The following is a 13,118-nucleotide window of genomic DNA, read 5'->3' as shown; positions in this document are numbered from 1 at the left end:
GCGGACGACCGGCGACTACCGCGTCCGCGGTAGTCGCCCGGCGCGCGCGTCGTACGCGGCAGCCGCCTGCGCCCGGCGCGGCAGGGCGAAGAGCCTCCTGCTGCCGGACGACCGGCGGCCGGCGCGGCGACACGATCGAACGACACACCAGACGTACGAGAAGGAGAAACACATGTCGGTGTTCACCGCTGCCACGTCCGCCCTGCTCGAGGGGTTCGCCGCCCCGGAACAGCCGTTGGCGGCCACCGTCACCACCATGAGCGCCGGTCGGCTCGGGGCGAGCGTGGGCGGCCTGCTGGGCCTGACGGGGGTGATCGTCGGCGCGCTGGCCCTGACCCGGCCCACCAGTCGCGTCGGCACCGGCCGAGGGCCGCTCGGCGCGACCGTGGCCCTGGCCGCCGGGCTGATCGGCGTCGCCCTCGGCGCGCTGGTGGTGGCCGCCTCCGACAGCGGGATCGGCACCGGCAACGGTCGGGGCGGGGCGTACGTGGCCCTGGTGGTGGGGTCCGCCGCGCTGGTCCTCGGTGGTCTGGCGCTGCGCCGCGTCCGCGCCTGAAACGGTGTCGCCTCTCCTGCTCCACGGGGGTGCAGGAGAGGCGACGGGCAGCGGCCGTCAGGCGCGCCGCGCGCCCCTGCGGAAGCCCACGATCACGACCGCGCCCACCACCAGGTGCATCAGGACGAGGGCGACCCGAGTGCCGACCGAGGCGCCGACCAGGGATGCCGGTACGAGTGACAGCACGAGGACGGCGAGAGCGATCCCCGTCCAGATCGTCGTGGCGCGCGCCGTGAAGCGCTCGAGCGCCGCGAGCAGGCCCCAGCCGAGCAGCGCCGCGATAGCGGCGTTCAGGACGACGGCGAGCACCGTGACCTCCCGCGGGCCGGCGCCCTGGTCGACGGTGAGCTGCGCGTCGGCGAGGGTCGCGACCGACCACACGGCCACGGCGGCGAGCACCGCGACCACGACGGCGATGGCGCGGTCGCGCGGTCGCGCGGTGCCGTCGACGGTACGGGGAACAGAGGCTTGCGCAGACATCAGAGGTGACTCCTCAGTGGAGGGGACGCGTTGTCGAGATCGAACCGTATCAGAAGGTTCCGTTCTTTACTATCTTGTCTTTAACTTGTTTGCCGTCGGCGATGCTCCGCTGCGAGATAGTTCGAATCACGAACCAGTTGCTAGGCTGCTGCCATGACCACCGGAACCTCCGGGCCCGATGCCGCGACACCAGACCTGATGTTCCTGATGTCCTGGGCCACCCACGCGCTGGCTCAGGAGCACGCCGCCGCCCTCTCCGGCCTGAGCATCTCGACGCGTGCCTACTGCGTGCTCGATCGCGGTCTCACCGGCGAGTTCACCCAGAGCCAGCTCGGCGAGATGTGCGGCATCGACAAGACGACCATGGTCGTCACCCTCGACGAGCTGGAACGTGCCGGCCTGGTCGGGCGTCGCACCTCGACGACCGACCGACGCGCCCGCATCGTCACCGTCACGCAGGACGGCGAGCGGCTGGTCGCCGAGGCGCGGCAGATCGTCGCGAAGCTACAGGGCGACATCCTCGCCACGGTCCCGTCGCGCGACCGCGCGATCTTCCTGGACGTGCTCGGTCGGCTGGTGAACGGCCGACTGGCGACCTTCGTGCAGACCGACCGTCCCGCCCGCAGGCGATCCTCCCGAGCAGCCTGACCTCGAACGGGGAGCATGCCCAGGTGAGTTCGGACCAGCTCCTCGTCACGCTGGACCGCGCCAGTGCGGTGCCGTTGCAGCAGCAACTCTGCGACCAGATCAGCTCCTCCGTACGCGCCGGCCGGCTCCGCCCCGGCGACGCGGTGCCGCCCAGCCGCGAACTGGCACACCAGCTCGGGGTCTCCCGGACGGTGGTGACCCGCGCCTACGAATTGCTGCGGGCCAACGGGGTGCTCACGTCACGACGTGGCTCCGGCACCCGGGTCAGCACTGCCGCACCCGCCGCACCACCGCGCGTCCCCCACGCCGCCCGCGCGCACCTGCGACCCGAACCCCCGCTGCCCACCGACGCCGGCAGTCCCCTCTGGAAGCCCTGGGAACCGGCGCCGATGCACCGACCGGACGGCACGTACGACTTCCGGCACGGCACCCCGGCGCTGGCCAGCTTCCCGGCCACCCGGTGGCGACAGTCGCTCGCCGACGCGGTGAGCCGGGCCGACGCGGTGGCGTTGGGCTACGGGCCGGCCGAGGGCTCCCCGTCGTTGCGTACCCAGATCACCGCGCTGCTGCGACGCAGCCGGGCGCTGGACGCCCGGCGCGAGAACACGGTCGTGACCAGCGGCGCGACCCAGGCCATGGACATCCTGGTCCGGCTGCTCGTCGGCCCGGACGACGTGGTGGTCATCGAGGATCCGAGCCACACCGTGCTGCGGCAGATCTTCGGGTACTCGCGGGCCGCGGTGGTGCCGGTCCCGGTCGACGAGGAGGGCCTGCGGGTCGACGAGATCGACTGCCGGGTCCGCGCGCACGGCCTCGACCCGGCCCGGGTACGCCTCGTCTACGTCACCCCGTCGCACCAGTTCCCGACCGGGTTCATCATGTCCGACCGGCGACGACGGGCGTTGCTGCGGTGGGCCCGCGACCACGCGGCGACGGTGCTGGAGGACGACTACCACAACGAGTTCACCTTCGCCGACCAGCGGCTCGCATCACTGGCCGCCGACCCGCAGGACGCGGACGTGGTCTACGTCGGCAGCTTCAGCAAGACCCTCTTCCCGTCGCTGCGCATCGGATACGCGGTGCTGCCGCCGCACCTCGTCCGGTCGTTCCTGGGCATCAAGTGGATCACCGACCGGCTGACCCCGACGGTGACCCAGGAGGCGTTGGCCGAGTTCATCTCCTCCGGCGCGTACGCCCGGCACATCGGCCGGATGGACCGCCTCTACCGCCAGCGTCGCGCCCGGCTCCTGGAGGCGCTGTACGAGCACTTCGGCGCGGGAGTCCGGATCTCCGGCACGGCGGCCGGGCTGCACGTGCTCGTGACCCTGGGCGGCGCGCACGACGTCGATGAGGCCGAGATCGTGCGCGCCGCCGCCGCCCGGGGCGTACGGGTCTACCCCGCCTCGGGCTACTTCGTCAGCCGGCCGCCGACCGAGCCGACCTTCCTGATCGGGTACGCGGCGTTACCCACCGCCCGGATCACCGAGGGAGTGGCGCTACTGGCCGCCGCGGTGCGGGACGTGACGGCTCGGTGAAGCGGGGCCGGCGGAACCGCGCGCTCTGCGCGTACGGGACGGTGCAGTCGAACACGGCCTTGGCGGTGCGCCCGTCGGCCGAGAGCGACGACGAGTAGCCGGTGTGCTGGCTCGGGTCGAGGGGAAAGCCCTCCCGGTCGGGCAGCACGACCAGGTCCTGGTCGGCCTGGAACCGGGTGACCATCGCCCACCACAGGTCCTGGTCGGACTCGATGTCGACGTCCTCGCCCACGCACAGCACCAGCTTGGCCATCCGGAACTGCTCCAGCACCGCCTCGGCGGCGGCCCGCACCGCGAGGTCGTCCTCGGGGCCACGCTTGGCCGGCCACTGGAGCACCACCATGAGCTGACCGCCGCCGGCGGTGTGGCAGTGCGCCGCGAGCGCCGGTGTCCCCCGCCGTCGCAGCACGTCCAGCACGGCGGCCTCCATCCCGAAGCCGAGCAGGATCGACTGCTCGTGCCCGGGCCCGGAGACCGCCTGCAGGATCGGACTCTCCCGGACGGTGATCGCCGTGGCCCGGATCAGCGGCAGCGACGGATGCGCGCGGCCCTGGTAGCCGAGGAACTCCGGGGTGGCGACCGTGCCGTGCGCGCTCTCCGGGGCGTGGTCGGCCAGCAGCTCACCCTCGATGACGTACTCGGCGTGGGCGATGAACTCGGCGTCCACCGTGGCGCAGGGCAGCAGCTCCACCGGCTGGCCGGCGAGCGCGCCGGCCACCGCCAGCTCGTCGAGGTCGGACGGGACCAGCGAGGTCGGGCAGCAGGACGAGAGCAGCACCGCCGGGCTCAGGCCGAGGTGGATCGCCACCGGCAGTGGGCGGTCCCGGCGCAGGGCGGCCTGGTACGCGAGTTCCAGGTCGCGCCCCGGCACCATCCAGATGGTCAACGTGTCGGGTCCCTGCACGCACATGCGGTGCACGGACAGGTTGCGGACCCCGGTGTCCGGGTCGGTGGCGAGCACCGCGCCGAGGGTCAGGTAGGGCCCGGCGTCCTCGTCGGTGAGGACCGGCACCGGCAGCGCGGTCAGGTCCAGCGGCAACGATTCGCGCGGCCAGCGGGACGCGTCGACGGCCGCCACCGCCGGGCGGGGGGCGGCCACCGCGTCGAGCAGCCGGTGCGGCAGCTCGGCGGGCGTGCAGCCGAGCAGGCCGGCGGCACGTCGACGGGTGCCGTAGAGACCCATCAGCACCGCCCGGGTGGGTCCGTCGTCGGGGCGTACCCGGTCGAAGAGCACCGCCGGGCCGGCGCCGGTGGGCGGCGCGGCCGGCGCGCCCGCCCACCGGGCGTAGTGGGCGGACACGCCGTAGCGGGCGGGCAGCTCGGTGGCGACCCGCACCAGCTCGCCCGGGAGCGGGTCGAGGCTGGCCAGGGCGTGCCGCAGGTCGACCGGCGGACGGTGACTCATCTGGTGTCCGCCGACGCGGCGGCGCGACGGGCCGCCAGCATGTCGAGCTGCATCAGGGTCAACTCCTCGATGAGGGCGCGGTACGTGCCGACGGCCACCTCGGGCGGCATGCCGTGCCCGACCGCCAGGCCGTGGACACGGTCGAGGACCTGCCGCACCCGCTCCGGGGAGCGGACGGTCGCCTCGTCCGTCTTGTGCACGGTCAACTCCTGCACCACCCGGGTGCGCTCGGCCAGCAGGGCGATGATCTGCCGGTCGAGCCCGTCGATGGCGACCCGCAGCTCGGCGATCCGGGCCGGCCCGTGGGCGTCGCCGGCCGACGCCGACCCGGCCGGCGACGCCACACTCTGCTGGTCGCTCACGGCTGCGGAACCTCGTCGACCACGAAGACGACGGTGGGTTCGGCGTCGCTGCCCTGGGACCGGTGCTCCTCGTCGTCGGGGATGACGAACCCCATGCCGGGGCGGCACGGCACCGACCGGTCCCGGAAGTGGATGGTGAACTCGCCCTGGAGCACGTAGCCGGTGTGCCCACGCAGGCACCAGTGGTGCTCGTCGAAGCCGGGGGGCAGCTCCAACAGGCGCAGCCGCTGACCGCCCACGTACGTCATCTTGACCCGGCCCTCGGCGCCCGGCTTGTCCCACCGCTCCCACTCGGTGGCCGGGAAGTCGATGCCGACCGGGGTGGCGACCTGCTCAGTGGACATTCTCGATATCTCCTCTGCTCTGGATGGTCTCGGCGCGGCGGGGCCGCGGGACGCGTTCGTTGCGGTCCCGGCGCGGCAGGACCGGGCCACCGTCGACCCGCTGGTGCCGCTTGAGCAGCTGCACCATGTCGAGCATCCGGTGCACCATCCGCTCGAGCGCGTCGACGCCCTCGGCGTCGGTCAGCCCGGGGCTGCCGGTGGTGTTGCGCAACAGGACGGGAAATCCGCTGCCCACCAGGATCATCCTGTTGAGCAGCAGGTTGTTGACGATCTGGTTGTGCACGGAGGAGTCGCTGTACCGACGCCCGGTGACGATGATGCCGCCGACCTTGTCGGCCAGCGGCCGGTTGAACCGCAGGTAGCCGACGCCTGCCCGCTCGATGAAGACCTGCATGAGGTGGGCGAGCCCGAAGCCGTGCACCGGGGCCGCGTAGATGAGTCCGTCGGCGGCGGCCATCTGCTCCACCAGGGCCGGCACGTCGTCGTCGAGAGCGCAGGGCAGGGTACGGCTGTTGCAGTCGCCGCACGGGCTGCACGGCGAGATGCGGTGCTCGCGGAGCACGATGGTGCGCAGGGTCGCGCCGCGCTCGGCGATCAACCGGCCCGCGTGCGCGATGGCGTGGTCGGTGTTGCCGCCGGCCCGTTCCGATCCGTTGATGGCGAGGATGGTCACTGCTTCGCTGTGCAAGGGCACCCCCGGTGCTCGGTACGGGGGCGGACGCCACGACGCCCACCCCCAGCGAGGTCAGTCCGTCAGCTTTCCGGCGAAGTAGTCGATGTAGGCCTGCATGTCGAAGTGGCCGTGCCCCGAGAGGGAGAAGACGATCGCCTGCGACTCGCCCGTCTCCCGGCAGCGCAGCGCCTCGTCGACCGCCACCCGGACGGCGTGGGTGGACTCCGGTGCCGGCACGATCCCCTCGCTGCGGGCGAAGAGCACGCCCGCCTCGAAGCAGGCGGTCTGCGGCACGGCACGCGCCTCGATCAGGTCGATGTCCCGCAGCGCACTGATGATCGGTGCCATGCCGTGGTAGCGCAGGCCGCCGGCGTGGATGGCCGGTGGGCGGAACTCGTGGCCCAGGGTGTGCATCTTGGTCAACGGGGTGAGACCGGCGGTGTCGCCGAAGTCGTAGTCGTAGGTGCCCTGGGTCAGCGACGGGCAGGAGGACGGCTCGACCGCGACGAACCGTACGGCCGGACCGCCGCCCAGTTGGCGGCGCAGGAACGGCAGGGCCAGCCCGGCGAAGTTGGAGCCACCACCGGCCGCGCCGACCACGACGTCCGGGTAGTCGTCGGCCATGGCGAGTTGGAGCAGCGCCTCCTGACCGATGATCGTCTGGTGCATCAGCACCAGGTTGAGCACCGAGCCGAGGGCGTACTTGGCGGCGCCGCCGCTGACCATCGCGGCCTCCACAGCCTCGGAGATGGCCAGGCCGAGGCTGCCGGTGGAGTTCGGGTCGGCGGCGAGCGCGGCCCGGCCCGCCTCGGTACGGTCGCTCGGACTCGCCGTGACCGACGCGCCGAACGTCTCCATCAGCCCCCGCCGGTACGGCTTCTGGTCGTAGCTGACCCGCACCATGAAGACCTCACAGTCGAGGCCGAAGTACGTACAGGCCATCGAGAGCGAGCTGCCCCACTGGCCGGCGCCGGTCTCCGTGGTGAGCCGCTGCACGCCGTCGAGCTTGCTGTAGTACGCCTGCGGCACGGCCGTGTTCGGCTTGTGGCTGCCGGACGGGCTGACCCCCTCGTACTTGAAGTAGATCCGGGCCGGGGTGTCGAGGGCCTTCTCCAGCCGGTGGGCGCGGACGAGCGGGCTGGGCCGCCACTGGCGGTAGATGTCCAGCACCGGTCCGGGGATGTCCACGTCCCGTTCGGTGCTGAATTCCTGCTCGATCATGCCGGTGGCGAAGAGCGGTTCGAGGTCCGCCGGGGTGAGGGGTTCCCGGGTGCCGGGGTGCAGCATCGGTGGCAGCCCCTTGGGCAGGTCGGGAACCACGTTGTACCAGGTCGTCGGGATGTCGCTCTCGGGCAGCACGAACTTCGACGTCGTCATGGCGCCTTCCGATGAGGGGTGGGTGGGTGTCAGGAACTGGTGGTGGCCGGTTCGGCGTACGCCGGCACGGGCCGGACGGCCGGTCGGATTCGCAGCGCCGCGAACGCGACCACACCGACCACCGGGGTCAGCAGGAGGATCAGGAGCACGGGCCCGTGCCCCTGGGTTTGCCAGACGAAGCCGAGACCCATCGGCACGACCAACCGGGCGGAGCTGAGCACGAAGGCGTTCAGGGCCATGAAACTGCTGACCCGCCGTTCCTCGACGTGGTCGGCGATGTAGGTGGGCACCACCACCGAAGCGATGATCTCCCCGAGGGTCCAGACCACCGTGGAGAGCAGCACGGCGGGCAGCGAGAAGGCGAAGACCAGGACGGCCATGCCGGCCGACCAGAGCAGGCCGGCCACGATCAGCAGCACCCGGGTCGAGTACGCCTTGATCCGCTTCTCGATCAGCAGGCTGGCGCTGACCACGACGATGCTGTTGATGGTGTAGACCGCGCCGACCACCGCCACCGAGGAGTGCAGCACGGTGGTGACCGCCAGGGGCAGCGTGTATTCCAGGCCGATCAGCGGCGCGACGTAACAGAAGGAGACCAGCACCAGCAGCGCCACGTCGATGTCCCGGCGCAGGCCGGCCCACCGGGTGGTGACGACCGGCGCGGCCGTCGGGGCACGGCGGGTCTCGGCGGGTACGAACAGCCAGATGGTGGCCGCCGCGAGCAGGCCGAGCAGGATGTTCCCGGCGAACATCAGCTGGTACGACAGGGCCGCCGCGAACCCGCCGAGCAGCGGGCCGACCCCCATGCCGAGGTTGTTGGCGAGGTAGCTGACGGTGTACGCGAAGGGCCGCTCGCCCGGCTCGGTCAGATCGGCGATCAACGTGTTCGCCGCCGGGGAGAACATGCCCATGCCGACCAGGGCGACGAACAGCAGCACCGCGTAGGTCCACACCGGACCGTCGACCAGGGCCAGGCCCAGGTAGCCGGCGGCGTTGAGCAGCAGGCTCGCCACCAGCGCGGCACGGCGGCCGGCGCGGGCGCAGACCGGCCCGCTGAGCAGGCTACCGGCGAGCAGACCGGTGCTGCCCACGGAGATCAGCACGCCCGCCTCGCCGGTGCTGAGGTGCCGGCTCTGCACCAGGTAGACCGCGAGCAGGGGGAAGACGAACATGCCGGCCCGGTTGATGAAGGACGCGTAGACCAGCATCCGCAGCGGTCGGGGCAGGGCCCGGAACCGGCTCAGCCACATCATGACTCCCCCACCGGTTCGGTGCGCACCTCGAAGGAGTCGCGGATGACTTTGAACCGGGCGCGGACGTCGTCGAAGTCGCGGCCCTCGCAGACGTACCAGCCGAGCACGTCGTTCGAGGCGGTCGGCACGGCGAGCACGTCACCGACGCTCTTCCACACGTCCGCGTCGCGTACCGCGTCGAGCGCCCGCAACTCCTGGGCCGAGGTGATCGCGGTGATCCGCCCGTACCGGTCGGAGCACAGGTACTCGGTGCCGATCTCCGGCCCGAGCGTGGTCGCCGGCACGTGCGCCGGGTCCAGTTCGAGGCGGCACCACTCCCCGGCCAGGTTGATCCCCCGCCCGGCCTCGATGGCGGGGACGATCGAGCCGCCGCCGGCCCGGGCGGCCGCCTCGCCGAAGACCACCTCGCCGTCGTCGCGGAGGAAGAACTCGACGTGCGCCACGCCGGTCCGCATCCCGAAGCCACGCAACACGGTGGCGCTGGCGGCCAGGATGCGCCGCTCGGCGTCGGTCAGGTCGTGTTTGCGGGAGACCGTGCCGCCGGGCTCGTCGCGGAACTCCAGGACGGAGTACGTGTAGCGGGACAGCTGCTCGAAGACCACCTCGCCGTCGCGCAGCAACGAGTCGACGTGGTATTCGGCCCCCCGGACGTACTCCTCCACCCGGTAGTCGTGCCGGTCGTCGGCGATCAGCGGCCACACCCGGGCCAGGTCCTCGGCGGAGTCCACCCGGTGCGTGTCGCCGCAGGCCCAGCCCGCGTACGGCTTGACGACCACCGGCCAGCCGACCTCGGCGGCGAACTCGGCGACGGCCCCGACGGTCTCGGGGCGACACGAACGGGCCACCGGCACCCCCAGCTCGACAGCCCGGCGGTGCATGACGTTTTTGTCCCGGAAGGTCAGCGCTCCCTCCGGGTCGAGCCCGTCGATGCCGTGGTCCCGTCGGCAGTGCGCGGCGGTCAGCACGTCGCCCTCGAAGAGCGGGAAGATGCGCCGCACCGGGTGCTCGGCGACGATCGTCGCGACGACCGCCCGGACGGCCTCGCGGTCGTCCAGGTCGGCGTGGTAGCACGGCAGGCCGGCGGTGTCGGCGGACGGCTGCCCGGTCGGCAGCAGCGCGACGGCCGCCACGCCCCGCTCGGCGGCGGCGGCGACCACGGCGCGGAACTGGGCGGCGTACCGACCGGCCGCCGGGCGGTAGATCACCAGGATCGCGCCGGTCACGACCGGCCCCGACCGTTGCTGCCCGCCGGGCTCAGCGGTCCCGCGGTACGCAGCACCGCGCTCGTCGCGTCGCGGTCGAGCACCGCCTCCTGCCGCGGGCTGGCGGACATGTCGGCGAGGACGTCGCCGAGGCGGGCCAACGCGTCCACCACCTCCGCGCGTCCGCCGGGGTGGGCCGACTCGACGGTGAGCAGCAACGCGTGCGGACCCAGGTCGGTACGGATCAGGTGGCCCTGCCGCCAGTTCCAGCGCCGCGAGTGGGCCCGCCCGTCGGCGTCGGCGTAGACGACCTCACCCGGCTCGGGATGCTCGGGCGCGTCGGGGACGCCCAGCGGCAGGTACGTCTCGGTGCCGTCGGCCGGCCGTACCGTGAGATCGGTGAGGCCGTCGACCGCGCAGGAGGCCACCGGCAGCGCCACGCCGAGCGAGACGGCGTTGCAGAGGTCGACCAGGGCGTTGATCCGGGGCAGCCGGTCACCCTTGGCCACCCGGCGGCTGATCGATTCGGCGGCGCAGGGGAACCGGTTCGGGTTCACCCCCACCGCCCGGTACGCCTCGCGCCAGGCCGCGATGCCGGGCAGGTCGGCCACGCCGGCCTTGTCCAGGCCCGCGCCGTGCAGCGCGTCCTCGGCGGCGGTCAGCAACGCCGACACGGCGGGCGGCGCCGGCACGACCTCGACCGGCGCCACGGCGAGCACGCCGAGCACGTAGTCCGGCACCGCGGTCAGCACCCGGTCGTCGATGCGGACGGTGAGAGTGGCCGCACCGTCGCTGAGCTGGGTCATCGTGGTCCTCGTGAGAGTCGGGTCCGATTGTCCGCCCGACCGTACGCAGCGGGACGACCACCGGTTGTGGCCAATCCGGGGTGATCCGGTGAGGCCAATCCGGGTGGCGGCGCCGAGGTCGCCGACGCGTGGCGCAGGAAGTTGTCGAACAACCGCAGGCCGGCCTCGGTGAGCACGCTCTCCGGGTGGAACTGCACCCCCTGCACCGCGAGCGTGTGGTGTCGTACCCCCATCACGTAGCCGTCGTCGGACGAGCGGGCGGTGACCCGCAGGGCCGGGGGCACCGGGTCCGCGACGATCAGCGAGTGGTAGCGGGTGACGGTGAGCGGCGCGGGCGTGCCCTCGAAGACGCCCCGGCCGTCGTGGGTGACCACGCTGGTCTTGCCGTGCATGAGGTGGCGGGCGACCGCGACCGTCCCGCCGTAGGCGAGGCCGATCGCCTGGTGGCCGAGGCAGACCCCGAGCAGCGGAACCCGACCGGCGAAGGCGTGCACCAGCTCCACGTGCCCGGACTCGGCGGGGTGGCCGGGCCCGGGGCCGAGCAGCACCGCGTCGGGCCGCAGGGCCACGAGCTGGTCGCTGGTCGCCGCCCGGGAGCGGACCACCACGGTCCGCGCGCCGAGGGTCCGCAGGTACTGGTCGATGATGTGGGTGAAGCTGTCGTACGCGTCGACGAGCAGGACCTTCACGACAGCAGCTCCCTACCGGTCAGGGCCCAGTAGGTGGCGTTCATCTTGGCCAGCGTCTCGCGCCACTCGTCACCCGGGGTGGAATCGGCCACGACCCCGGCCGACGCCTGGGTCCGGTAGTGCCGGCCGTCGTAGACGGCGGTACGGATGCAGAGGGCGAGCACCGCGTACCCGCGGACGTCGACCAGCCCGACGGCGCCGGCGTAGACGCCCCGGGGCTCGTCCTCCAGACCGTCGATGATCTCCATGGCCCGCAGTTTCGGGGCGCCGGTCATGGTGCCGGCCGGGAATGTCGCGCAGATCGCCGCCCAGACGTCGGCGTCGTCGGCGAGCTGACCCGATACGGTCGAGACCAGGTGGTGCACGTACGCGAACGGCTCGACGTCGAACATGCTGTCGACGCTGAGCGTCCCCGGCACGCAGACCCGGCCGATGTCGTTGCGGCACAGGTCGACGAGCATGACGTGCTCGGCCCGTTCCTTCTCGCTCGTCGCCAGCTCGGCCACCCGCCGTCGGTCGGCTTCGGGGTCGGCGGCGCGGCGGGCCGTTCCGGCGATCGGGCGCATCGAGAGCCGGCCGTCCTCGATGCGCAGGAACAGCTCCGGGCTCGCTCCGATGACGGTCCGGCCCGCCCATGGCGTGAGGTACATGTACGGCGACGGGTTGCGGTGACGCAGCCGCCGGTAGACCTCCAACGGTGTCAGTGTCGTCGCCACGTCGATCCGGTGGCCGATCTGGATCTGGTAGCTGTCCCCGATCTCGATGTGCCGCAGGCACTGCTTCACCCGGGCGGCGAACGTCTCCTCGTCGACGGTGTCCCGGATCGAGCGGGGCGGCGGGGCGGCCGGCACGTGCGGGTGATCGGTGCTCGGCCGTGCGGGCAGGTCCGGCAGTCGGGCGGCGTCGTCCGAGGGCAGGTGCGGGCCGCTGGCGTCGAGCCGCCGAACCGTGTCGGCGCGCAGATCCCACCAGACGGTGTGCTGGAACAGCGCGAGGGTGCAGCGGGGGATGTCGTCGACCACCCGGTCGGTCCCGAGCTCGTCCATGTCCCGCGCGGCCTCGTACGCCAGGGTGGTGAGGAAACCGAAGGCGAAGGTGTCGGTGGGGACGGTCGTGCGCACGGCGAACGCGCCCTGCGCCGCTCGGACGGCGGCCCACAGCTCGGTCGGACCGGCGACCGGCCAGACCCGCGCCGTGGCGCCCGGCTCGCCCAGGACGGCGGTGAACACGGCGGCCAGGGCGTCGCCGAGCGGACCGTCGGCGGTCAGCTCGAGGCGGTCGGCGATGAGTCGCACCTCGGCGAGAAGACCCCAACCGACGGCTGCGGCATACCGGTCCCGAACGGGACCGTCCAGGCTTTCGAACAGATACAGGTCGTCGTGGGAAAGACTGTCGGTGAGCGTCGTGTAGAGCGACAACGGATCGATCGACGGCAGTGTGACCGATGTCACTTTCACCGGAATTGAGTCCGTCAATGGTGTACGTGTATCGGTCGACGATTGTGTTCGGATCGACCAGGCGGCGCGTTCGGTTGACAATTGGGACACTTGCGGAACCCCCTCTGAACAGCCCGATTCCGCGCCACCGTTGGCACTGGCCCCGCCGACGACACGGCAGGTCGGACCCTTCCCCCAGGCGAAAGGACTTCGCACGACCACCCCGGCGCCGGCGACGGGGCGTCTGCATTGGACACGCTCGGAACGTACGCCCTGATTGACCGGCCACCGGGCGGTTGCGCACCCGACGAACACTTTCCACAGGCACGGATCACACTGTCCATACCACTTC

14 protein-coding genes are annotated in these 13,118 nt (G+C 72.2%); 3 read left to right on the top strand and 11 right to left on the bottom strand.

What is annotated here, in order from left to right; all coding sequences use genetic code 11:
- The first annotated feature begins 172 nt into the window (after window positions 1-172).
- Window positions 173-556 carry a DUF6223 family protein gene (locus tag ACN269_RS00810; protein WP_421470487.1) on the top strand — a complete coding sequence of 128 codons (384 nt, stop codon included), beginning with the start codon at window positions 173-175 and terminating at the stop codon, window positions 554-556.
- A gap of 57 nt (window positions 557-613) precedes the next feature.
- On the opposite strand, the gene ACN269_RS00805 is transcribed toward ACN269_RS00810, so the two are convergent.
- Entirely contained in the window at window positions 614-1,036 is a 423-nt protein-coding gene (locus tag ACN269_RS00805; RefSeq protein WP_421470486.1) for a DUF6069 family protein, read from the bottom strand.
- Between the two features lie 153 nt (window positions 1,037-1,189).
- Between ACN269_RS00805 and ACN269_RS00800 the strand changes: the two genes are divergently transcribed.
- Both ACN269_RS00800 and ACN269_RS00795 read left to right on the top strand, forming a co-directional pair.
- Window positions 1,190-1,684, top strand: a complete 495-nt coding sequence (locus ACN269_RS00800) for a MarR family winged helix-turn-helix transcriptional regulator (RefSeq protein ID WP_421470485.1) — start codon at window positions 1,190-1,192, stop codon at window positions 1,682-1,684.
- A gap of 23 nt (window positions 1,685-1,707) precedes the next feature.
- Window positions 1,708-3,219: a PLP-dependent aminotransferase family protein gene (locus tag ACN269_RS00795; RefSeq protein ID WP_421470484.1), complete on the top strand. Its 1,512-nt coding sequence runs from the start codon at window positions 1,708-1,710 to the stop codon at window positions 3,217-3,219.
- Here ACN269_RS00795 and ACN269_RS00790 read toward each other — a convergent pair.
- The 10 genes from ACN269_RS00790 to ACN269_RS00745 all read right to left on the bottom strand — a co-directional run bounded on the left by ACN269_RS00790 (window position 3,164) and on the right by ACN269_RS00745 (window position 12,787).
- The gene (locus ACN269_RS00790) at window positions 3,164-4,624 is read right to left on the bottom strand and encodes a UbiD family decarboxylase (protein ID WP_421470483.1); all 1,461 of its coding nucleotides are present in this window, start codon (window positions 4,622-4,624) and stop codon (window positions 3,164-3,166) included. The two genes, ACN269_RS00795 and ACN269_RS00790, sit on opposite strands and share 56 nt — an antisense overlap.
- The gene (locus ACN269_RS00785) at window positions 4,621-4,986 is read right to left on the bottom strand and encodes a chorismate mutase (RefSeq protein WP_421470482.1); all 366 of its coding nucleotides are present in this window, start codon (window positions 4,984-4,986) and stop codon (window positions 4,621-4,623) included. Before ACN269_RS00785 ends, ACN269_RS00790 begins: the two co-directional genes overlap by 4 nt.
- Complete coding sequence (locus ACN269_RS00780; protein WP_357121097.1) at window positions 4,983-5,330, bottom strand: cupin domain-containing protein; 348 nt, start codon at window positions 5,328-5,330, stop codon at window positions 4,983-4,985. The genes ACN269_RS00785 and ACN269_RS00780 overlap by 4 nt, the downstream gene beginning before the upstream one ends.
- Window positions 5,320-6,003 (bottom strand): flavodoxin family protein, encoded by a 684-nt coding sequence (locus ACN269_RS00775; protein WP_421470481.1) that lies wholly within the window; start codon window positions 6,001-6,003, stop codon window positions 5,320-5,322. The genes ACN269_RS00780 and ACN269_RS00775 overlap by 11 nt, the downstream gene beginning before the upstream one ends.
- Before the next feature lie 72 nt (window positions 6,004-6,075).
- Entirely contained in the window at window positions 6,076-7,380 is a 1,305-nt protein-coding gene (locus ACN269_RS00770) for a TrpB-like pyridoxal phosphate-dependent enzyme (RefSeq protein WP_421470480.1), read from the bottom strand.
- Window positions 7,381-7,409: 29 nt separating this feature from the next.
- Window positions 7,410-8,630, bottom strand: coding sequence for an MFS transporter (locus tag ACN269_RS00765; RefSeq protein WP_421470479.1), 1,221 nt, complete (start codon window positions 8,628-8,630; stop codon window positions 7,410-7,412).
- Window positions 8,630-9,856 (bottom strand): ATP-grasp domain-containing protein, encoded by a 1,227-nt coding sequence (locus ACN269_RS00760; RefSeq protein ID WP_421470478.1) that lies wholly within the window; start codon window positions 9,854-9,856, stop codon window positions 8,630-8,632. Before ACN269_RS00760 ends, ACN269_RS00765 begins: the two co-directional genes overlap by 1 nt.
- On the bottom strand, window positions 9,853-10,641 hold the full coding sequence (locus ACN269_RS00755) for a B3/4 domain-containing protein (protein WP_421470477.1): 789 nt from the start codon (window positions 10,639-10,641) through the stop codon (window positions 9,853-9,855). The genes ACN269_RS00760 and ACN269_RS00755 overlap by 4 nt, the downstream gene beginning before the upstream one ends.
- Complete coding sequence (locus ACN269_RS00750; protein WP_421470476.1) at window positions 10,638-11,330, bottom strand: anthranilate synthase component II; 693 nt, start codon at window positions 11,328-11,330, stop codon at window positions 10,638-10,640. The genes ACN269_RS00755 and ACN269_RS00750 overlap by 4 nt, the downstream gene beginning before the upstream one ends.
- Window positions 11,327-12,787 (bottom strand): anthranilate synthase component I family protein, encoded by a 1,461-nt coding sequence (locus ACN269_RS00745; protein ID WP_421470475.1) that lies wholly within the window; start codon window positions 12,785-12,787, stop codon window positions 11,327-11,329. Before ACN269_RS00745 ends, ACN269_RS00750 begins: the two co-directional genes overlap by 4 nt.
- Window positions 12,788-13,118: the final 331 nt, after the last annotated feature.

It is taken from the genome of Micromonospora sp. WMMD736 (genome assembly GCF_049179015.1).
Lineage (GTDB): Bacteria > Actinomycetota > Actinomycetes > Mycobacteriales > Micromonosporaceae > Micromonospora.
This window is presented reverse-complemented; position numbering and strand designations above follow the sequence as displayed.